The sequence below is a fragment of the Prevotella multiformis DSM 16608 genome, assembly GCF_000191065.1.
Classification (GTDB): Bacteria; Bacteroidota; Bacteroidia; order Bacteroidales; family Bacteroidaceae; genus Prevotella; species Prevotella multiformis.
In genome coordinates, this window is the sequence record NZ_GL872282.1 from 1,227,471 (window position 1) to 1,247,694 (window position 20,224).

General features: G+C 55.6%; 16 protein-coding genes. 9 read left to right on the forward strand and 7 right to left on the reverse strand.

Annotation, left to right across the window (positions count from 1 at the left end):
• Positions 1-699 precede the first annotated feature (699 nt).
• Positions 700-1,497 (forward strand): tRNA (guanosine(46)-N7)-methyltransferase TrmB, encoded by a 798-nt coding sequence (trmB, locus tag HMPREF9141_RS04880; protein WP_007367421.1) that lies wholly within the window; start codon positions 700-702, stop codon positions 1,495-1,497.
• A 189-nt stretch (positions 1,498-1,686) separates the two neighbouring features.
• On the opposite strand, the gene HMPREF9141_RS04885 is transcribed toward trmB, so the two are convergent.
• The 5 genes from HMPREF9141_RS04885 to HMPREF9141_RS04905 form a co-directional block, all read right to left on the reverse strand.
• Positions 1,687-2,790 (reverse strand): bifunctional methionine sulfoxide reductase B/A protein, encoded by a 1,104-nt coding sequence (locus HMPREF9141_RS04885; protein ID WP_007367422.1) that lies wholly within the window; start codon positions 2,788-2,790, stop codon positions 1,687-1,689.
• Between the two features lie 199 nt (positions 2,791-2,989).
• Positions 2,990-3,922, reverse strand: coding sequence for a thioredoxin-disulfide reductase (gene trxB, locus HMPREF9141_RS04890; RefSeq protein ID WP_040554493.1), 933 nt, complete (start codon positions 3,920-3,922; stop codon positions 2,990-2,992).
• 227 nt (positions 3,923-4,149) lie between these two features.
• Entirely contained in the window at positions 4,150-4,770 is a 621-nt protein-coding gene (locus HMPREF9141_RS04895) for a deoxynucleoside kinase (RefSeq protein WP_007367424.1), read from the reverse strand.
• Positions 4,771-4,919: 149 nt separating this feature from the next.
• A complete protein-coding gene (locus tag HMPREF9141_RS04900; protein WP_007367425.1) occupies positions 4,920-5,534 on the reverse strand; it encodes a deoxynucleoside kinase in 615 nt (204 codons plus the stop codon).
• 83 nt (positions 5,535-5,617) lie between these two features.
• Positions 5,618-7,087, reverse strand: a complete 1,470-nt coding sequence (locus HMPREF9141_RS04905) for an alkaline phosphatase family protein (protein ID WP_040554279.1) — start codon at positions 7,085-7,087, stop codon at positions 5,618-5,620.
• Between the two features lie 114 nt (positions 7,088-7,201).
• Here HMPREF9141_RS04905 and HMPREF9141_RS04910 point away from each other — a divergent pair, with 114 nt between their 5' ends.
• A complete protein-coding gene (locus HMPREF9141_RS04910; protein ID WP_040554494.1) occupies positions 7,202-7,846 on the forward strand; it encodes a helix-turn-helix transcriptional regulator in 645 nt (214 codons plus the stop codon).
• A 666-nt stretch (positions 7,847-8,512) separates the two neighbouring features.
• On the opposite strand, the gene HMPREF9141_RS04915 is transcribed toward HMPREF9141_RS04910, so the two are convergent.
• Complete coding sequence (locus HMPREF9141_RS04915) at positions 8,513-9,421, reverse strand: DMT family transporter (RefSeq protein WP_007367428.1); 909 nt, start codon at positions 9,419-9,421, stop codon at positions 8,513-8,515.
• Positions 9,422-9,704: 283 nt separating this feature from the next.
• Here HMPREF9141_RS04915 and HMPREF9141_RS04925 point away from each other — a divergent pair, with 283 nt between their 5' ends.
• The 7 genes from HMPREF9141_RS04925 to crcB all read left to right on the forward strand — a co-directional run bounded on the left by HMPREF9141_RS04925 (position 9,705) and on the right by crcB (position 19,246).
• Positions 9,705-10,394, forward strand: coding sequence for a peptidylprolyl isomerase (locus HMPREF9141_RS04925; RefSeq protein ID WP_040554496.1), 690 nt, complete (start codon positions 9,705-9,707; stop codon positions 10,392-10,394).
• Positions 10,395-10,744: 350 nt separating this feature from the next.
• On the forward strand, positions 10,745-12,349 hold the full coding sequence (locus HMPREF9141_RS04935) for a sugar phosphate nucleotidyltransferase (protein WP_007367432.1): 1,605 nt from the start codon (positions 10,745-10,747) through the stop codon (positions 12,347-12,349).
• A gap of 24 nt (positions 12,350-12,373) precedes the next feature.
• Complete coding sequence (locus HMPREF9141_RS04940) at positions 12,374-13,447, forward strand: CDP-alcohol phosphatidyltransferase family protein (protein ID WP_007367433.1); 1,074 nt, start codon at positions 12,374-12,376, stop codon at positions 13,445-13,447.
• 60 nt (positions 13,448-13,507) lie between these two features.
• Positions 13,508-14,278, forward strand: coding sequence for an HAD family hydrolase (locus HMPREF9141_RS04945; RefSeq protein ID WP_007367434.1), 771 nt, complete (start codon positions 13,508-13,510; stop codon positions 14,276-14,278).
• A 60-nt stretch (positions 14,279-14,338) separates the two neighbouring features.
• Complete coding sequence (locus HMPREF9141_RS04950; RefSeq protein WP_007367435.1) at positions 14,339-15,646, forward strand: inositol-3-phosphate synthase; 1,308 nt, start codon at positions 14,339-14,341, stop codon at positions 15,644-15,646.
• 294 nt (positions 15,647-15,940) lie between these two features.
• Positions 15,941-18,562: a DUF5686 and carboxypeptidase-like regulatory domain-containing protein gene (locus HMPREF9141_RS04955; protein ID WP_370991937.1), complete on the forward strand. Its 2,622-nt coding sequence runs from the start codon at positions 15,941-15,943 to the stop codon at positions 18,560-18,562.
• 300 nt (positions 18,563-18,862) lie between these two features.
• A complete protein-coding gene (gene crcB, locus HMPREF9141_RS04960) occupies positions 18,863-19,246 on the forward strand; it encodes a fluoride efflux transporter CrcB (RefSeq protein ID WP_007367437.1) in 384 nt (127 codons plus the stop codon).
• Positions 19,247-19,467: 221 nt separating this feature from the next.
• On the opposite strand, the gene HMPREF9141_RS04965 is transcribed toward crcB, so the two are convergent.
• Positions 19,468-20,175 carry a DnaJ domain-containing protein gene (locus tag HMPREF9141_RS04965; RefSeq protein ID WP_007367438.1) on the reverse strand — a complete coding sequence of 236 codons (708 nt, stop codon included), beginning with the start codon at positions 20,173-20,175 and terminating at the stop codon, positions 19,468-19,470.
• Positions 20,176-20,224: the final 49 nt, after the last annotated feature.

A 20,224-nucleotide genomic window follows, 5' to 3' on the forward strand; every position in this document is an offset into this window, starting at 1 on the left:
ATGCAAAGCAACACATGCTCTTTTGGCTTCTAACAGATGCCTGATTGACTTGCAACAGGTGCTCTTTCAGCGTGTTACCAACGCCCTTTTGAAGTCCAATCAGGCACCTTTTACAAACGACTTGATAACCTGTTGATTTACGGCAGTTTACGAACCTGCATTTTGCACGTGTCTTTTATATTTGCAGATGATTTGTCTGAAATTATGTAATGGTTTTTCAAAACCTTGTCTGTATTTTCAACATATTAAATTGGAAAGGCTGTTGTATCGGAGGATGATGATGGAATAGCCGGTTGACGGTCCTGGCTATGTTTTTGTTGAATGAATCACTTCGGTTCTTCCGTCAAAGCCATGCGAAAAGCATCTGCGCATTTAACGGAAGAACCCTTTTTCTGCTGTCCAGCTTCCGTTGCGGCTGTGTTCGGACAGACAGGGCAATGATCTGTTTCAGCCGGTGGAGACGATACGCTCTTTTCAGGAGGCCTGATTGTTTCCGGCTTGTCCTTAGACGGTTCTGTGCTTCCCGGCATATTGGCTTGGGGAAGTGCGGCTGCTGGAAGCTGTATGTGCAGACGGTCACGGTGAGGAGAGAAAGTCGTTTGCCGAAAGGACTTCTCCGTAGGAGGCGATGCGGGCGATGATGCGATAAAATCGGCCGTGCCTTTTCTCATTCCTTAATTTTGTTGTAACTTTGCAGCCATGAGTAAAGGTAAGTTACAGAAGTTTGCGGAGATGGAGACATTCAAGAATGTCTTTCAGTATCCTTTCAGTGTCATCAGTGAGGTCCCGTTCGGGATGAAAGGATCCTGGCGTGAGCAGTATTTTCATAATGACAACCCGATTGTACTTGAACTGGGATGTGGCAAAGGCGAATATACCGTCGGGCTGGCACGTGTCTATCCGGACATCAACTTCATCGGCGTAGACATCAAGGGCGCACGCATCTATACCGGTGCCAGGCAGGCTCTGGAGGGCGGCCTGGACAATGTGGCGTTCCTCCGCACGAGCATCGAGGTCATCGACCGTTTCTTTGGCGAGGACGAGGTACAGGAGATATGGCTTACATTCTCGGATCCGCAGATGAAGAACGTACACAAACGTCTGACGTCGACATTCTTTATGGAACGTTACCGGCGTTTCCTGGTGGATGGAGGGATCGTGCATCTGAAGACAGACTCGAATTTCCTCTTTACATACACGACCTATATGGTTCAGGCCAATCATCTTCCTGTTCTTTACCGGACGGAAGACCTGTATGGCAATACGCTTGAAGGAGACAGGGCGGCAGCGCATCTGATGGACGAGAAGACACGTGAAATCCTGGGCATCCACACCTATTATGAGAACCAATGGATTGACCGGGGACTGGATATCAGGTACATGAAGTTCCGCCTGCCGCAGGCCGGTGTGCTGGTGGAGCCCGATATTGAGATAGAACTCGACGACTACCGGTCATATAAGCGTCCGAAACGCAGCGGTCTGACGACAAGCAGATAACGTTTCGTTGGCCGCTCCCGTCGCTGGCGGATAAGGCGTCTGAAGCGCAGGAGGCTGACGGCAGGCAGATAACCGGGCGCGGACGGTCCGGTCCCTGTTCAGGAGAGGGCTTCCGGGAGAACAGGTGAAAAAAAACAGCGATCGGACGCCCAAGGGCATCCGATCGCTGTATTACGTTCCGGGTGTTCTCTATTTCTTCATCTTCGCCTTGCGGGCATACTCGAAGAGTGCCTGCGGGAGGTGGCAGTAGCCTGAAGGATGTTTGTCGAGATAGTCCTGGTGATACTCCTCTGCCTTATAGAAATTCTTCAGGGGCTTCACCTCGACGGCGATCTTCCCGCTCGTCTGTTTCTGCTCTTCCGCAAATACCTTTCTGATTGTGGGGAGGTCGGCCGGATCGGTATAGTAGATTCCCGTGCGGTACTGCGTCCCCCGGTCGTTGCCCTGTCGGTTCACACTTGTCGGGTCGATGGCCTTGAAGTATAAGCCTAACAGGAACTCCAGGCTGATGACTTTCGGGTCGTAGGTGATGTGGACGGCTTCGGCAAACTGCGTCTTGTCCGTACATACCTCTTCATAGGTGGGGTTCTTGATGATTCCGTTCGCATAGCCCGCTTCCGTGGCCGTGACACCTTCTATCTGCTTGAGATAGTGCTCTGTTCCCCAGAAGCATCCGCCTGCGACATAGATTTCTTTCATGGGTCTTACTAAATGGATGTAGGCTCCGTAGCCTTCAGCCTTCATCTTCTCAAGTGGGATGAAGCGCAGCGAAGCACTGTTGATACAATATCTTTTTCCGCCGGTCTCGGCGGGTCCGTCGTCAAAGACATGCCCCAGATGCGCCTTCCCGGTCTTGCTTCTCACTTCGGTGCGCACCATTCCGTGTGAAGTGTCCGTATGGTCGGTGACGAGGCTTTTGTCGATGGGCTTGGAGAAAGCCGGCCATCCGCATCCTGAATCATACTTGTCTGCCGATGAGAAGAGCGGCTCGCCTGTCGTGACATCCACGTAGATGCCTTCTCTGAACTCATGGTCGTACGCATTGGTGAAAGGACGTTCGGTGGCTGCCTGCTGCGTGACGGCATACTGCTCCGGTGTAAGGGTCTTACGCAGTGTGGCATCGTCGGGCCGGGTGAATCTCGTCTTGGAGACGGCTCCGGAATCGGTCTGTAACATATTCGTGTTAGGTTTGGTTGTGCAGGATGCCGCTCCGGTCATCAGGATGCCGCAGCCCGCAGCCTCGGCGAGGACGGGTAAGGCAAGACTGCACAGGATGGATAGGATGTTGCGCATAAGTCGGTGAATTAAGTTGTTTGTCTGAATGGAGAAAGACCGAGACGGAGCGGCAGGACCGGCTGCCTGCTCGCTGCGGTCTTGAAACGCTGTATGGCACAGGCAGGGATATACGGCTCGTACGTCCGTTGTCGTCTTTCTTTACGTCCGCATGGATCCTATATCCCTGCTGTCGGAGAGAATCGCTTGGAGGGATTTCCTACTGTTTCTGCAGGAAACGGTCCGCCTCAATCGCTGCCATGGCACCGGTGCCGGCTGCCACGACTCCCTGCCGGTAGGTGGGGTCGGCTACGTCGCCTGCTGCATAGACCCCCTCGATGCTGGTGGCGGTAGATTTCGGACGGGTGACGATGAAGCCCTGGCCGTCCGTCTCCAGCTGTCCCTTGAACAGTTCTGTGTTGGGAGTGTGCCCGATGGCGAGGAAGAAGCCGTCGATGTCGATATCGTACTTCTCCTCGTTCTCCTCGCCCTTGAAGCGGACGAGGTGCGCTCCCTCGACGCCGTTCTCACCGAAAAGTCCCAGCGTGTTGGTATTGTAAAGTATCTCGATGTTCTCTTTCTCGGTCACGCGTTTGCGCATGATTTCCGCAGCACGCAGGTAGGGCTTCCGCACGATCATGTACACTTTCTTCGCCAGTCCGGAGAGATACATGGCCTCCTCGCAGGCTGTGTCTCCACCGCCGACGACGGCTACCGTACGCTTGCGATAGAAGAAGCCGTCGCAGGTGGCACAGGCACTGACACCCTGTCCGCGGTACTTCTCTTCGTCTGGCAGCCCAAGGTATTTCGCACTGGCACCGGTGGCGATGATGACGGTCTCTGCCTCGATCTTGTTGCCGCGTTCGTCTTCAAGGTGGAAGGGACGGCTGCCGAGGTCGGCCTTTACGATGGACCCGTCGCGGAGGTCAGCACCGAAAAGTGCAGCCTGCCGGCGCATTTCGTCCATCAGCTGGTTGGCATCTATGCCTTCGTGGAAGCCCGGGAAATTCTCGACGAGGGTCGTAGTCGTCAGCTGTCCGCCCGGCTGCAGTCCGGAGTAGAGTACTGGCTGGAGGTTGGCACGTCCGGCATAGATGGCTGCGGTATAGCCTGCAGGCCCGCTGCCGATTATCAGGGTCTTTACTTTTTCCATACTTGTATAATCGTGTTGTGTGCCCTTCTGGGACAGTGTGTCCTGTCCGCAGGGCGGGTTCATACTTTGTAATCGTTACAAAACAAATATCATGCCAAAAGCATCCGCCGGTTGTTCAGGGTGCGGACAGGCGATGAGGGAGGAACGGATGGCAGGAGCATGGGGGGAGTTCCGGTACAGGGCCGGCCTGCTCTGCGGCCGCCTCCCGGTTGGAGGGTGGGGCTTCCTTACTCCATTGGGAACAGTCCGAAGAGGCGGTCGTCGATGATGTCCGTGACGCGCTTGAAGTCCTGCGGATTCTCCTGGAAGTCGGTCGTGTCGCCGTCTACGATCATCAGATGTCCCTTGTAGGTCTTGATCCAGTCCTCGTACCGCTGGTTCAGTCCCCGGAGGTAGTCTATGCGCATCGTCTGTTCATAGTCCCGTCCGCGCTGCTGGATATGGTCGATGAGGCGGGGGATGGAGCAGCGGATGTAGATCAGCAGGTCGGGCAGCTTGACCAGCGAGAGCATGAGGTCGAAGAGATCCGTGTAGTTCTTGAAGTCGCGTTCGGACATCAGCCCCATGTCATAGAGGTTGGGCGCGAAGATGCGTGCGTCCTCGAAGATGGTGCGGTCTTGTATGATGGTCTCTTCCGAGCGTGAGATCTCCACGATGTCGCGGAAACGCTTGTTGAGGAAGTATATCTGCAGATTGAACGACCAGCGGGTCATGTCTTTGTAGTAATCTTCCAGGTAGGGATTGTTGTCGACCGGCTCGAAGTGGGCTTTCCATCCGTATCTTCTGGCGAGCATCTTCGTGAGCGTTGTCTTTCCGGCTCCGATGTTTCCGGCAATGGCTATGTGCATAATGTATGTCTGTGAATCCCCTTCTTCCTGTCAGCTTCTCTCGGGGAGAGCCTTCGGTGTCGGGGCGTGAGGTTATTGTTTCTTGTCTGTTGTGTAATGGCGATGCCCTTCTTCGTCTTTTGGCATCCCTCCGGAAAAGAGGTCGGAAGTCAGAACAGTCCGAAGAGTTCCCGGTCTATTTTGTCGGTGATGAAGCCGAAGTCTTTCGGCCGGTGCTGATAGTCGAGCCTGTCGACATCGATGGTCAGGACACGCCCTTTGTACTTGTCCCTGATGAACTCGTCGTAGCGTCTGTTGAGGCTTTCGAGATAATCCAGGGGCATTTTCTGTTCGTATTCCCGTCCCCGTTTCTCTATGTTGGAAACGAGGTGGCTGACCGAAGACCGGAGATAGATCATGAGGTCGGGGAAGCGGACGGCATCCGTCATGTCCTCAAACAGTTCCATGTAGGTCTCGTAGTCACGGTCGTCAAGGTTGCCCATGGCGTAATTGTTTTCCGTAAAGACGTAGACCCCTTCGTAGATGGAACGGTCCTGCACGACCGACTCTCCGCTTTGCCGTATTTCCAGCAGATCTCTGAAGCGTTCTTTCAGGAAGAACACCTCCATGGGGAACGACCAGCGTTTGATGTCTTTGTAATAATCTTCCAGATAGGGATTGTAGTCTACCGACTCGAACCTCGGCTTCCATCCATATCGTCTGGCCAGCATGGTCGTGAGTGTCGTCTTGCCACTCCCTATGTTTCCTGCAATTGCAATGTGCATAAGTATAGGGTCTGCATGCCGTCTCGCTTCCTTCGCCGGGAAGGATTCCGTGACGTGCCGTGCAGAGAAAAGTTGTTTGTAATTCAGTAGGTGTATCTTGCTGTTCCTATACAGCCGTTCGGCATCTGGATATGCAGCATGGCGCAGACTGTCGGTGCGATGTCGACGATATGTGTCTCCGTATTCGTCGAACCGTGTTTCACGTGCCATCCGTAAAGCAGGAAGGGAATGTGTGTGTCATAGGGGAACGGCTGTCCGTGCTGTGTTCCACGGAAGGCCGGGTCGTCCTTCCCGCCGAAGAACTGCGGACGGGTGACGACACCGATCTCTCCGGACCGTCCGCGGAAGTACCCGTTTTCCATGCGTTCCTTGATCCATTCCGGCATGGTCGTCCCCGTCACCTTCTCTTCGTCGAAGACATAAAGGAACTGCGGGTCCTTCTTCAGCCAGTCTACCGATTCGTCAATCACCTCCTGCTTCTTCTTTCCAGCAGCGGCAATCAGTGAGTCGTTGAAGTAGATCTGGTAATTGTCCTCGCTCATTACCGGACTGATGCCGAACTTCCCCTGCAGATAGGCGTTAAGGCCTGTTACGGTCTGCTTATAGTCCCATCCGCCGGCCGGGATGCGATGCTCACGCATATAGTTGTAGTTGTGTGCAGCGCCGTGGTCAGCCGTCAGGAAGAGCAGATAGTTTCCCTCGCCCACTTCCTGGTCAAGTGCTTTAAGGAACTGTGCCAGATCCCTGTCCAGCTGCATGTATACAGCATGGTTCTCCTCGCCCCGGGTAGAGTATTTGTGTCCGATGATATCCGTCGAAGAGACGCTCATGGTGAGCATGTCCGTCTCCTTCCCCTTGCCGAGCCGCTCGTTCTTCAATGCCGCTTCTGCCATCTTGAAGGTCATCGTCACGCCCTGCGTCGATCCTTTGATGTCGAATCGGGGAGCGGTATGGTTCTTTCTGTTGAAGTCCTCGACCCACTGCGGCAGCTTGTCCATGTAAAAGGTAGAGGTGACAAAATGTCCTGCCGAGGTGTCCCACCAGTAAGCACCGTCAGCCGCATGGCCGGCCGGCAGGATGGAGGCACGGTCCTTCAGCGCCACGCCGATCACCTTCGACCGGAAGTCGGTTGCGGTCTGCAGCTCGTCGCCGATGGTGGAGGTGAGCATCCGCCGCGGACTCATCTGTCCTTCCCGGCTGTCCGAACCGACGCTCTTCACGGTCCTGTCCTCACAGCAATAGACGCTTTTGTCATCTTGGTAGAAATAGTTTCCTGCAATGCCTGTAATCGCAGGGACGGACCCTGTGAATATCGAACTGTGTCCGATGGCGGTCACCGTCGGTGCATAGTTGATGTGCGTGTTCTCGAACGAGAAGCCATGGTCGAGCAGCCGGCGCAGGCCGTCGTTCCCATATTCGTCATAATAGTAGTAGAGATAATCCCAGCGCATCTGGTCGACAACGAGCCCGACGACGAGCTTCGGCCGTTGTATCTGTGCGCCGGCGGCAGCTGCCATCAGCAGCCCGGCTACGAGGAAAAGCAGTTTCTTCATTTCAGGTAATGTGTTTGAATGATGTTGCAAACTTACAATATTTTTTTTATATTCTCGATTATTTTCCCTACTTTTGCACTCTCCGGCAGGATAAAACAGCAGGAAGGAACGAAGATGAAACAGATCATCATAGCGGACAATCAGGATATTACACGGGCGGGGCTGCTCCATGTCCTTTCACGCATGGGAGAGGTCTCCTGCCAGGTGGCAGCCGGCAAGTCTGAACTGATGTACCGGCTGAAAGCGTGTCCGGAAGCCGTCGTGATACTGGATTATACTCTGTTCGATTTCTCCGGTGCGGCCGACCTGCTCGTGCTCGGGCAGCGTTATCCGCTTGCACACCTGGTACTCTGGAGCGAGGAGCTCAGCGTCGGTTTCATCCGCAGCGTTGTCAGTGCCAGCGGTCTGGTCAGCGTGCTTATGAAGGATGCGAAGCTGCCGGAGATAGAACAGTGTCTCGACTATGTGCTGCACGGACGGCGTTTCCTCTGCCAGCACGCCGCCGGCCTGCTCCTGACCCCTGCGGAGACTCCTGACAGGGAGACGGTGAAGCTGACGAAGACCGAGACCGAAATCTTGAAGGAGATCGCCCTGGGGATGACGACCCGAGAGATAGCCGAGAAGCGTTTTTCGTCATTCCATACGGTGAATACGCACCGTAAGAACATCTTTCGCAAGCTGGGTGTCAACAGTGTACACGAGGCCATGCGCTATGCCATGCGGTCGGGACTGGTGGATGCTGCGGACTATTGCATCTGATCGTGCCCGGGTGTCGTCCTGAACGGCGGCGGGCGTTCCCGTCTCCCTCTGGTTCTTCTCCAAGTGGAGAAGCGTGTCGTTTCCCCTTTCTCTCAAAAAGGTTTCCCCTGTGATGGCCGTACCTTGACAGCTGGTCCGCAATGGAGGGAGGCGTGTGTTTTGTCCTTATAATTTACTTCCCTTTTCCCTGCGGTGTCCTGCCAAGTCTCTCCTCTTCAATTCACATGGGGATATTTCAGATACGGACTTCCCGGACTTTTCAGGCTTTTTGCAACCCGCTTGTAGACAATGAGATAAGAGGGTCTTTTCAAAAGGTGCTTCCTTGCGGTGCAAACAGGCGTTGGTAAGCATCCAAGTAAGCACTGATTGGAACGCAATCAGGCGTTGGCTGGAAGGCAAGTGACCGTTGGTTGTTCTCCTGCCTGCCGTTCCCGTTCTTCCAGAAAGGGTTCGTAGGGACGGGAAAAGAGGTTTGACGGCCTCGGAATGTAAAGTTGTTTTACCCGCTGCGTGCAGCCGGTCTTTCTGCTCCGGTTCTTTCGTCGGATGGAAGCCGCACGGCGTGGAGGCCGGTTCTCCGGGCCGGTTCTGCAGGGGGGAAGAGGCGTTGTCCGTAAGGGTTGCAGAGAGAGGTGCGTACAGGCTGCCGTGCTGCCCGTGGGAGACCTACTTGCTGATAAGGTATATCCCGCCTGCCGCCAATGCTCCGGCTATTACGTATTTCAAGTAGAAAACCTCACCGAGACAGAGGCAGGAGGTGACGGCCCCGACAACCGGAATCAGGGAATTGTAGATGGCTACCCGGCCGACAGGATTGCAGGTGAGCAGTTTGTTGTAGAGCGTGAAGCCGAGGGTGCTGATGGCGATGAGCAGCAGCAGGCAGACGATGCCCGGCGCGGTGATCTGCGGCAGGCTGCCGCCCAGCAGCAGTCCCGGGACAATCAGCAGCGCTCCTCCGATGGCGAGGCTGTATCCCGTACCGACAAACACGTCGATGCGTTTCCCCAGTCCGCGGGTGAGCAGTGAGGCCGATGCACCGCAAAGCGCATTGAGGATGATCATGCCGTCGCCCAGCCAGGTGAACCGTCCGCTCTCCGTCCCTCCTAAGTTCAGCGACAGGATGCCGGAGAAGCCGACGATGCAGCCGATGATCTTCTTCACCGTCATGCGGTCGCTCTTGAAGAAGATGCAGGCAAGGATGACGACGGAAAAGACGCTCAGCGAGTTGAGGATGGCTGCCCGGGAACCTTCGCTGTGGGAGAGCCCGAAATAGAAGAAGGCATAGTGCAGGGTGGTGTTCAGCAGGCAGAAGAGCAGGATATACCACCAGTCGGCCGGCTTCCTCACGTGGAAGTCCCGTCGACCGGCACCTGCCATGCCCAGTATGATCAGCCCCGAAAGGCAGAACCGGATCCCTGCAAAGAGCATTTTCGCCCCCGTCATGCCGGAGGTAATGCCGAATTCGGCAAATCCCGACTTGATCAGCGGATAGGCCCATCCCCATGCTGTGGCAGCCGTGAGGGCGAAGACGGTCACCCATAACGGACGCTGGAATATACTTTTCTTTTGTGTCATTTCTGTTCTGTCTGATGTCCGGCGGTGTCAGCGGCCGGTGTTCGGTCCGTCAGGGATGACAAGGCTTCCTGCCCTGTCCTCTTTTCTGGAAAACAGGCCTCTGCCGGTCTGCCGCCGTGATGGAAATTCCGCGGGGACTGTCCCCCGGACTCCTTGATGGAGCGTGCAAAGTTACTTCCTTTCCCTGATATATTGCAGGTCTGCAACGTTTTTTATCCTTTCAGTATTAGGATATTCGTCCTGAAATGCTTATCTTTGCCGGGAATTGATATTTATGAAAACGATGAAGAAGATTTTGTGTTCTTTGGTTCTGGCCTTTTCCGGTGCCTGTGGCTGGGCGCAGGCACCGGCCGACACTTTGCGCCATGAGGTGCTGCTCGAGACGGACAGCGGCAACATCCGCATCCAGCTTTACAACGAGACCCCGCGCCATCGTGACAATTTCCTGAAGCTGGTACGCAGCGGAGCATACAACGGCGTGCTGTTCCACCGTGTCATCAAGGACTTCATGATACAGACGGGCGATCTGGGATCGAAGACGGCGAAGCCCGGCGAGGCCGTGGGGGATACGCCGGAGACCTGTTCGATTCCGGCGGAGATACATTATCCTGCGCTGCTCCATCGCCGGGGCGCCGTTGCGGCGGCGCGCGAGCCTGATGATGTCAATCCGAAGTGGGAATCGTCGGCTTCCCAGTTCTACATCGTATGGGGAATAAAGTTCTCTGACGGACAGCTCGACTGGGCGCAGGAGCGGCTTGACGCACATACCGGCGGAAAGGTGAAGATGACCCCGGCTGTGCGCGAGATCTACAGGACGGTGGGCGGAACGCCCCATCTGGACGGGCAGTACACGGTCTTCGGGCAGGTACTGGAGGGACTGGATGTCGTGGACCGCATCCAGCGGCAGGCCGTCGATGCGAATGACCGTCCGCTGGCAGACACGCATATCCGCAGGGCGACCGTCCTAAAATAGTACGGAAAGGGAAGGCTCTGTCCGGCCGTTTTCCGTCTTTCCTTTCGTGGATCCCGTCGGTGCTTCGGTTCGCTGGATGACGACCGCCGGGGATGTCGGCTGCCTGTTGTCCGGCAGCCGCCTCAGGAAGGGAAGAAGGAAGGATTTGCACCGGCGGGCGTGCGATGCCGTTGCCGGTGCGATCGTACCGTGGAAAGCTGCGGCGGTACGGCATGTGCCGGGCTGGCGGGGCAGAGCGGTTCTCCGTCTGCGGACGGTTCCGCAGAGCGTGCAGCGCCTTTGCAGGCAAGGAACCGGCTTTTCGGATGGAACAGATGTGGTGATCGGATAAAACAGGTAATTTAAAAGTAATGAAATTCGCTATAATCGCTGCCGGAGACGGTTCAAGACTGGCACAGGAGGGGATAACCGACCCGAAGCCGCTGGTAAGGGTGGGGGAGGAACGGCTCATCGACCGGCTGGTCAGGATCTTCATGGCGAATGGTGCTGCGGAGATCGTCGTTGTCTGCAACGGGCATCTGCCTGCCGTGGCACGCCATCTGTCGGCCATTCAGCGGGAAGGTCTGTACGGACAGCCTGTCCCGCTGCGTTATGTGATGCGGTCTACTTCCAGTTCGATGCACAGCTTCTATGCTTTACGCACGTTCCTGCAGGGGGAGCCGTTCATCCTGACAACGGTTGATACGGTCTTTGACGAACGGGAGTTTCACGATTATGTGTCGTCTTTCCAGGACCGGACAGCCCGGGGGGCGGATGCGCTGATGGGCGTCACGGATTACATCGACGACGAGAAACCGCTCTATGTGGATGTTGACGGCGATATGCGGGTCAGGGGGTATTACGACACGGCTCGTCCCGGTCTCCGTTTTGTGTCAGCCGGTATCTATGGTCTGACCCCCGGGACCCTCTCTGTTCTGGAGCGTTGCGTGGAGCGGGGAGATAGCCGGATGCGCAGTTTCCAGCGTGCCCTTGTTGCGGACGGGCTGCGGATAGAAGCTTATCCGCTGACACAGGTGTTCGACATTGACCATGCAGAAGACATACGGAAGGCGGTTCTGCGCTCGCCTTCTCTTCAGAAAGAGAAAGGGGGGATCGCCGCAGGCTCTGTCCCTGGCGACAGGGAGGGGATTCTGCTGGTACAGCGTGCAGAACGCTTCTCTCCTAACTCGGTAGGGAAGGATCTGGCGATTTTGCAGGAGGTCGGACGGATTCTGGGGAATGTAAGCATCGTCCGCGAGGAAGAGCTGGCGGCTTTCGGAGGCCACGGTGGTCAGCCGGTCCCCTGGAGTCGGCCAGTGTCGTCAGCGGCCGGCGGCCGGATCTTCTCGATGGCCCGCAGTCCTGAAGCGCTGGACAGGCTGGAGCAGTTGGAGAAGGAAGGCATGCAGGTTCTCAACCCGACGGCGGGTGTGCGGGCCTGCAGCCGGAGCAATATAGAGAAGGTGATGCGTGAGAATCATCTTCCTCTTCCGCCTGACGAGGGGACGGACGGCTACTGGGTGAAGCGCGGAGATGCCGCCGCACAGTGCAGGGAAGACGTGTGTTTCTGTCGTGATGAGCATGAACTGCTGCGGGCAAAGGACCGTTTCGTGCAGCGTGGCGTTCGGGAGGTCGTCGTCCAGGCACACGTGAGAGGAGACCTTGTCAAGTTCTATGGTGTCGAAGGAACCGGTTTCTTCCGTTGCTGTTACCCCGGCGACGGTGACGAGACCAAGTTCGGCGATGAGCGTCTGAACGGCAGGCCGCATCATTACCCGTTCTCTTCCCGCAGCCTGCAGGCGGATGCGGAGAGGCTGTCGCGGCTGCTGCATACGGCGGTGTACGGCGGGGATGCCATCGTCACACGCAGCGGCGACTACGTGATTGTCGACTTCAACGACTGGCCGAGCTTCTCCCGGTGCAGGGAGGAGGCGGCAAGGGCGATTGTAAGGTTGTCCGAAAACGCTCGCCCATAACAGCTTTTAATTCTTCAAGAACCTATGGCAAAGAATCGACAGGACGGACCTGCGTCCCCCCTCTCTCTGGAGGGAGAACAGATCGTTTCAGTACAAAATCAGGGCGACGGAACCGTCCGCCGCACGGGGTTCCGTTCTCTTCTCCATGCTTCCTTCAAGTCCATGGACACCGAGGAATGGCTGGATGTTCATTTCACACGTCCCATCGGACTGGCGTTTGCCTTGCTGTGGTATCGCCTGGGGGTGACTCCCAATGCCGTAACCATTCTGTCTATCTTCCTCGGAGTAGGGGCGGGTGTCATGTTCTTCTTCACCGATACGCTGCATAACGTGCTGGGCATTCTCCTGCTGATGCTGGCAAATTTCTGCGATTCGACAGACGGTCAGCTTGCCCGGCTCACCCGGCAGCAGTCGATGAAGGGGCGTTGTCTGGATGGCTTTGCCGGTGACGTGTGGTTCTTTGCCATCTATCTCGCCCTGGTGTTTCGTCTGTGGAACCGGCATGTGCCGTATACGGCGGAGACATGGGGCATCCTGGGGCTGGGACTGGCGGCCGTGGCGGGTCTGTTGTGCCATTCCCCCCAGAGTTCGCTGAGCGACTATTACCGGCAGATACATCTCTGTTTCCTGAAAGGAAAGGAGGGCTCCGAGCTGGACACATACGCCCGGGAACACGCCATAGCAGAGGGATTGAAGGGGAAGGAAGGAGCTTTCTGGGACCGTGCCTTCCACGGCAATTATCAGCATTATTGCCGGAGTCAGGAGCGCAGGACCCCTGCTTTCCAGCAGTTCCATGCGGCCTTGATGCGGCGGTATGGCAGTATCGGCAATGTACCGCAGGGGATGAAGGATCGTTTCCTGGCCGGCAGCCGTCCTCTGATGCCTTATACGAATTTCCTGACCTTCAATAGCCGGGCGATTCTCGTTTATGTGACCTGCCTGCTGGACTGTCCGTGGGTTTATCTCTTGTGTGAGATTACAGTATACAATGTATTGTATGTCTATATGCACAGACGGCATGAAGCGCTGTGCAGGGAGCTGACCCGCTCTCTTCCGCCTTTCTCCGGTAAAGCGGTAGAGCATGCCGGGGTGCGTTGACCGGGACATGGTCTTTCCGTGCATCTTCCCTCCTTCTCAATCATTCCTTATCATCAGTTCATGAGCAAAGAGACAGATAGAACACTCTTTCCACCGGCTTCCGTACGGTTCCCGGGTGAAGCGGTAACCGGGAAAGTGCCGACTGTTTTCCTCTTCGACTTCGGGGGAACGCTCGATACGGCCGGCTGTCACTGGGGCAGAATGCTGTGGCACGCCTATGAAAGGCTCCGTATCCCGGTTACGGAAGCCCAGTTCCGTGAAGCCTACGTGTACGCTGAACGCACTTTGGGACAGCAGAAGATCATCCGGCCGGACTTCACTTTCCGGCAGATGCTGGCGGCGAAGTTGAGGATGGAGATCGCATTCCTGACCGGAAAGGGAAGTCTGCCTGCTGATGGGCAGACGAACGGACGTGTACAGGCCGCCCTCGTGAATGACCTGTATGATAAGGTGAAGGAGAACACGGAAGCGAGCCGGAGGGTGCTCGAGAGGCTGAGGAGGCGGCACAGACTGGGACTGGTGACGAATTTCTATGGCAACATGGCGGTCGTCCTTGACGAGTTCGGACTGTCTTCTCTCTTCGAGACCGTCACCGAGAGTGCCGTCGCCGGTGTGCGGAAACCCGACCCGCAGATATTCCGCCTGGCGGTGGCGGAAATGAAGGAAAAGCCCGAGAATGTGACGGTCGTGGGGGACAGCTACACGAAAGACATCCTGCCTGCCCATGAAATCGGCTGCAAGACGGTGTGGCTGAAGGGAGAAGGATGGACGAAAGAAGCGCCTGTCATGTGCGTGGCAGACCGTATCATCAGAAGTTTAGATGAATTATAATCTGCACAAAGGCAATATATGCCGCATGAATACGTTAGAATAATATTGTAGTAAAGTCACATGAAGCAAACAAATGTCATGCCTGCTGAAGGCAAATTGGGTATTATGGTCGTTGGTTGCGGCGCAGTTGCTACGACTTTTATGACCGGGGTATTGATGGCACGCAAGGGTCTTACGAAACCTGTCGGTTCCATGACCCAATACGATAAGATCCGTGTGGGACGAAGGGATGCCAAGCAGTATCTTCATTATAAGGACATTGTCCCGCTGGCGGATTTGAAAGATATTGTCTTCGGCACATGGGATGTCTATCCCCAGAATGCGTATCAGGCTGCGGTATATGCCGAAGTCCTGAAGGCGAAAGATATAGAACCGGTACGTGAGGAACTGATGGCTATCAGGCCGATGAAGGCTGCTTTTGACAGAAACTACGCCAAACGCCTGGATGGTGACAATGTCAAGGACTGTCAGACACGCTGGGATATGGTACTGGAGCTGCAGAAGGACATCCGTAATTTCAAGCAGCAGAACGGCTGTGCGCGTATCGTTGTCATCTGGGCTGCATCTACGGAAATCTATGTTCCTTATGATGAGCAGTATCACAAGACGCTCGGCCAGTTGGAAATGGCCATGAAGTCAGACGACCGTGCGCACATCGCACCGTCCATGTGCTATGCCTATGCGGCGCTGGCAGAGGGGTGTCCGTTCGTCATGGGCGCTCCGAACACGACGGTTGACATACCGGCCATGTGGGAACTGGCAGAGAAGACGCACATGCCGATTGCCGGCAAGGACTTCAAGACGGGGCAGACGCTGGTCAAGTCGGGCTTCGCACCCATCATCAAGACCCGCAACCTCGGGCTGGCCGGCTGGTTCTCTACCAACATCCTGGGCAACCGTGACGGTCTTGTGCTTGACGAACCCGCCAATTTCCATACAAAGGAAGTCAGCAAGCTGTCTACCCTTGAGACGATCTGCAAGGCCGATGACCAGCCCGACCTCTATGGAGACATTTACCACAAGGTGCGCATCAACTATTATCCTCCCCGCAATGACAACAAGGAGGGATGGGACAACATTGATATATTCGGCTGGATGGGTTACCCCATGCAGATAAAGATCAATTTCCTCTGCCGCGACTCCATCCTCGCAGCACCGCTGCTTCTCGACCTCGCACTGCTCTCCGATCTTGCGGCACGTGCCGGCCGTTATGGCATCCAGCGGTTCCTGAGCTTCTTCCTCAAAAGTCCTATGCACGATTTCACACGTGGTGAGGAAGCAGTCAACAACCTCTTCGAACAGTACACGATGCTGAAGAATGCCATCCGGGAAATGGGCGGGTATGAAGCTGACGAGGAAATCGATTAGCACGGACACGGCCTGCGGGAGGGTTTCTCTGTAACCTCCAGAAGCTGCGGCCTGTCCTTGATGCAGGATAACAGTGCAGGACGATCCTGCGCTCTACTAAAACAGAAGCACGAAATGAGCAGATTACCAGATCTCGACAGACAGGGCCTTTCACGTTCCCTGTCGGATAAGAAAAAGACAAGTGCATGGAGGATTGGGGGGAGATTCTGCCTCTCGGTTCTTTTCCTGTGTGCGTTTCTGACGGTGCAGGCACGTACTTTCGCTTTCCTGTATGTTGCGGCAGATACCGTCCCTATGCGAGGTGATTCTCTGTCGCTGGGCAAGGACTCTCTTCTGATGAAGACCGACTCGATGGCGAGGGTCACCGATTCGCTTCTCCAGATGATGGACTCCCTGTCCGGGGAGACGGTGCCCCCCGCCGTGGTAGACAGTACGTTGCTTCAGTGTTATGTGGTCGATTCCCAGACCGGCGACAGCATCCCGTATGCCAATGCCATCTACCGTAATCTGAAGAAGGGGGCGGCCAGTGATGCCAACGGACACTTCTCCATCGAAAGAAAGGCAGGAGAACTGCTTACCGTGACGGCCGTCGGCTACAAGCCACGCCGCATAAAGGTCACTTCGGCGACACCAAGGGAACTCCATGTGACGCTTATAGCCGATTCAAGGCAGCTGCAGGGGGTCGTGGTAAAAGCCAAACGCAGGCACAAGTATTCCCGCAAGGACAATCCGGCGGTGGAGCTCATGCGGCGTGTCATTGCTGCCAAGAAGCAGACACATCTTGAGAACCACGACTTTTACCAGTACGACAAGTACCAGAAGGTGACGATGGCGGTCAACAATCTCACCCCCGATGATCTGGAAAGCTCCCTGTTCAAGAAAGCTCCCTGGCTTCTCGACCAGGTGGAGACCTGTCCTTATAACAACAAGCTGATCCTTCCGCTCTCTGTGGACGAGACTCTCACACAGCATATTTACCGCAAGAATCCACGCGATGAAAAGGATATTGTACTGGGACAGTCCACGAAGGGCATCTCGAAACTGATCCAGACGGGAGAAGCTCTGAACACGGTCGTAAAAGACCTGTTCAAGGACATCGACCTCTACGACGACCAGATTGACCTTCTCCAGAAGCGTTTCCCGTCACCGATCGGCTCTACGGCCATTTCGTTCTATCACTTCTATATCGACGATACGGTCTATGTGAATCAGGACCAGTGTATCCGTCTGCAGTTCATGCCGGCCAACCAGCAGGATTTCGGCTTCCGTGGTGAACTGTACGTGTTGAACGACAGTTCGCTGCACGTGAAGAAATGTGATATGCAGCTGCCTGCCGGCACCGGCGTGAACTTCGTGGATGCCATGAAGTTCGAGCAGGAGTTCTCCAGACTGGACAATGGTGAGTGGGCGCTGACGACGGACAACATGATCGCCGAATTGAAGCTGACGGACTTCCTGCAGCGGGCTGTCGTCATCCGGACAACGGGCATGACGCACTATGCCTTCAACCCGATCGACGACAGGCGCTTCAAAGGCAAGGCGAAGATCGTCTATGATGCCAATGCCAAGATGCGTGACAGCGATTTCTGGGCGGCCCGCCGCACAAGCCAGCTGACGAAGAGTGAGGCGGGGATGGATTCTTTCATCAAGCGCATGGCGAAGACCAGGCACTTCAAGTGGGTCATGTTCGCGTCAAAGGCGTTTATCGAGAACTTCATCGAGACAGGAACGGAGAAAACACCAAGCAAGGTGGACCTCGGCCCGGTCAATACCTTCCTGTCCAAGAATTTCGTCGACGGCATCCGTCTCCGTGCTTCAGCCCGCACCACTGCCAAGTTCAATCCCCATTGGTTCTTTGAAGGCTATTATGCGTATGGCACGAAGTCGCACCGCAATTACTATGATGCCAAGGTGACTTACTCGTTCAACAAGCCCGATTACCAGCCTATCGAGTTCCCTATCCGGACGGTATCGGTAGAACTGAACAAGGATGTCGAATCGCCGTCGGATAAATATCTGATACATAACAAGGACAACATCTTCATGACTTTCCGTCCTGTAAAGGTGGAGAAGATGTACTTCTACAACCGCCAGAAAATCAATTTCATGTGGGAGACGGACTACGGTCTGGCAACCAGTCTTGAACTGCGTACGGAGGTCAACAGACCTACGGGCAGGCTCGTCTACGAGAAGATGGACGGGACGTTGATAGACCGGATGCGCATGACGGAGGTGATTCTCGGCCTCGACTTCCGCCCCGGGCAGAGCTATGTCAATTCCAAGCAGCAGCGCATGGAAGTCAACCTTGATGCGCCGGAGTTCAGAGTGAAGCATACGCTGGGGCTCCGTCATGTGCTGGGCGGCAATTTCCACAGCAATCTTACGGAAGTATCCGTCTATAAACGGTTCTGGCTGGGCAGCTGGGGACATATTGATACCCGTGTGGAAGGGGGGGCGCAATGGAGCAAGGTGCCGTTCCAGTTCCTCATTACGCCACCGGTCAATACCTCCTATTTTGAACACCAGGGGACGTTCAACCTCATGCAGAGCCTCGAGTTCCTCAACGACCGGTATGCCCAGTTCAACCTTGCATGGGACTTGGAAGGCAAGCTCTTCAACCGTCTTCCGCTCATCAAGAAACTGAAGTGGCGTGAGTACTTGGCGTTCAAGGGAATGTGGGGACACCTGACGGACAAGAACAATCCCTACCTGCCACAGAATGCCAACGACCCCGACCTGTATAAGTTCCCGGAAGGGACACGGGTGATGACGCACGACCCTTATCTGGAGCTGGTGGTGGGTGTACACAACATCTTCAGGTGTCTGGAGGTCGATTATGTGCGCCGCCTCACTTACACGCATGTGCCGGGTATCTCGAAAGGGGGCGTCAGGTTCGGCTTCAACCTGGTGTTCTGAACAGTCTGACACTTTCTCGGGCTTGGCAGAACGATTATATGGGAATACGGTTCCCGGCCGTTGGGAACAACGTTCCCAGTCGTTGGGAACAGGGTTCCCAATGTATCGGGAACCCTGTTCCCTGTACCGGCGACCGGTTTCTCTCTGTGCGGATGGTAATGTCCCTGTCGCCGGATTGTTGCGTGGAATCGGGCATGCTGTCCGGAGAATATGGATACTTGCAGGAAAAGAACGGAATCCTATATGTAGGCAGAGGGCTGCATCAATTCCTGAGAATGTATTATAATTCAGATAATCAAGATGTTCAAGGATATATTGCTGGTCGGAATCGGCAGCTTCGCAGGCGGCAGCCTGCGGATGGTCGTTTCAAAGTATCTTCAGCTGTGTGTGGCAGGGTCTTTCCCTTTGGGGACTATGGTGGTGAATGTTCTGGGCTGCTTTCTGATAGGCATCGTCTCTTCACTGTCAGGCAGTGAGAGCAGCATCAGCCCTGCCGTCCGCCTCCTGCTTGCCACGGGATTCTGCGGTGGTTTTACCACGTTCTCCACCTTCATGAACGAGAATGTCATGCTGATGAAGGACGGAGATGACTTCTCTACGTCTGTTCTTTATCTTTTCGCCTCCCTCTTTCTGGGCTTTGTCGCCGTGCTGGCTGGCCGCCAGCTGGTCCTGGCCTTCCGATGACCGATGCTCTCCTTTAGCTGACTGGAGCAGGACAATGGTATAAGCCCGGAGGGCGGTGAGCACGTATTCTGTCCCTGTAAGCAACACGGAAAAGGGGCATGCCGGAGTGTCTGTACACTCCGGCATGCCCCTTTGCTTGAAGAAGACAGTCCCTTCTCGTCGTGCGTCCGCACACTCCCACCGTGGGAAGTTCTGGTGGAAGTCACGTGCGCCCTTTGCCGTCAGCCTTCCCTTCTCATCTGTTCAATCAGTTCTTTCTGATGATCAGTCAGGTGATCCGGCAGCTTCACGTTGTACGTGATGATGAGGTCGCCGAAGGTGCCGTCGCCCCGGTCATAGCCTTTCCCGCGCAGCCGGACTTTCGTTCCGCCTTGCGTCAGCGGCTTTACTTTCAGCTTCAGCTTCTGTCCGCTGGACAGCTGGATGATGATCTCGCCTCCCAGAAGAGCGGTGTAGAGATCGATGCCGACGTTGGCCTCCATCTGCCCCGGCGGCTGCTGCCTGTATGTCCGCCCGGTGCCGGCTCCTGCCGTCCGGCGCCGGCTTCCGCCACCGAACAGGTCCTGGAAGAAGCTGCTGAATCCGCTCCCGCCGCTTCCGAAGCTGCTGAAGTCGAATCCGCTGAACGGATTTCCGCCAGCCTGTCCGCCGCCTTGCTCTCCTTGGAATCCGCCGAATCCGCCGGCCTGTTCATAGGCTTCGGCATTGCGCCATTGTTCACCGTACTTGTCGTACTTGGCACGTTTCTCTGGATCGCCGATGACCTCGAACGCCTCGCTGAGCGCCTGGAACTTGGCCTTTGCTTTCGGATCGTTGGGGTGAAGGTCCGGGTGGAACTGCTTTGCACGTTTCCTGTAGGCTGCCCGTACATCCTTCTGCGGGATGTTCCGGTCTACGCCCAGAATCTTATAGTAGTCTATAAATGCCATAATTCATCCTCCTTGATAGTTGTTTTCTTACATCGTCAAGACAGCAAAG

What these genes read in the sequence shown, in the direction of transcription:
- HMPREF9141_RS04955 (WP_370991937.1), top strand. Translation starts at nt 15,941, where the DNA reads ATGCGAGGTGATTCTCTGTCGCTGGGCAAGGACTCTCTTCTGATGAAG.
- HMPREF9141_RS04925 (WP_040554496.1), top strand. Translation starts at nt 9,705, where the DNA reads ATGAAGAAGATTTTGTGTTCTTTGGTTCTGGCCTTTTCCGGTGCCTGT.
- HMPREF9141_RS04905 (WP_040554279.1), bottom strand. Translation starts at nt 7,087, where the DNA reads ATGAAGAAACTGCTTTTCCTCGTAGCCGGGCTGCTGATGGCAGCTGCC.
- HMPREF9141_RS04900 (WP_007367425.1), bottom strand. Translation starts at nt 5,534, where the DNA reads ATGCACATTGCAATTGCAGGAAACATAGGGAGTGGCAAGACGACACTC.
- HMPREF9141_RS04940 (WP_007367433.1), top strand. Translation starts at nt 12,374, where the DNA reads ATGGCAAAGAATCGACAGGACGGACCTGCGTCCCCCCTCTCTCTGGAG.
- HMPREF9141_RS04895 (WP_007367424.1), bottom strand. Translation starts at nt 4,770, where the DNA reads ATGCACATAGCCATTGCCGGAAACATCGGAGCCGGAAAGACAACGCTC.
- HMPREF9141_RS04950 (WP_007367435.1), top strand. Translation starts at nt 14,339, where the DNA reads ATGAAGCAAACAAATGTCATGCCTGCTGAAGGCAAATTGGGTATTATG.
- HMPREF9141_RS04945 (WP_007367434.1), top strand. Translation starts at nt 13,508, where the DNA reads ATGAGCAAAGAGACAGATAGAACACTCTTTCCACCGGCTTCCGTACGG.
- HMPREF9141_RS04885 (WP_007367422.1), bottom strand. Translation starts at nt 2,790, where the DNA reads ATGCGCAACATCCTATCCATCCTGTGCAGTCTTGCCTTACCCGTCCTC.
- crcB (WP_007367437.1), top strand. Translation starts at nt 18,863, where the DNA reads ATGTTCAAGGATATATTGCTGGTCGGAATCGGCAGCTTCGCAGGCGGC.
- HMPREF9141_RS04910 (WP_040554494.1), top strand. Translation starts at nt 7,202, where the DNA reads ATGAAACAGATCATCATAGCGGACAATCAGGATATTACACGGGCGGGG.
- trmB (WP_007367421.1), top strand. Translation starts at nt 700, where the DNA reads ATGAGTAAAGGTAAGTTACAGAAGTTTGCGGAGATGGAGACATTCAAG.
- HMPREF9141_RS04935 (WP_007367432.1), top strand. Translation starts at nt 10,745, where the DNA reads ATGAAATTCGCTATAATCGCTGCCGGAGACGGTTCAAGACTGGCACAG.
- HMPREF9141_RS04915 (WP_007367428.1), bottom strand. Translation starts at nt 9,421, where the DNA reads ATGACACAAAAGAAAAGTATATTCCAGCGTCCGTTATGGGTGACCGTC.
- trxB (WP_040554493.1), bottom strand. Translation starts at nt 3,922, where the DNA reads ATGGAAAAAGTAAAGACCCTGATAATCGGCAGCGGGCCTGCAGGCTAT.
- HMPREF9141_RS04965 (WP_007367438.1), bottom strand. Translation starts at nt 20,175, where the DNA reads ATGGCATTTATAGACTACTATAAGATTCTGGGCGTAGACCGGAACATC.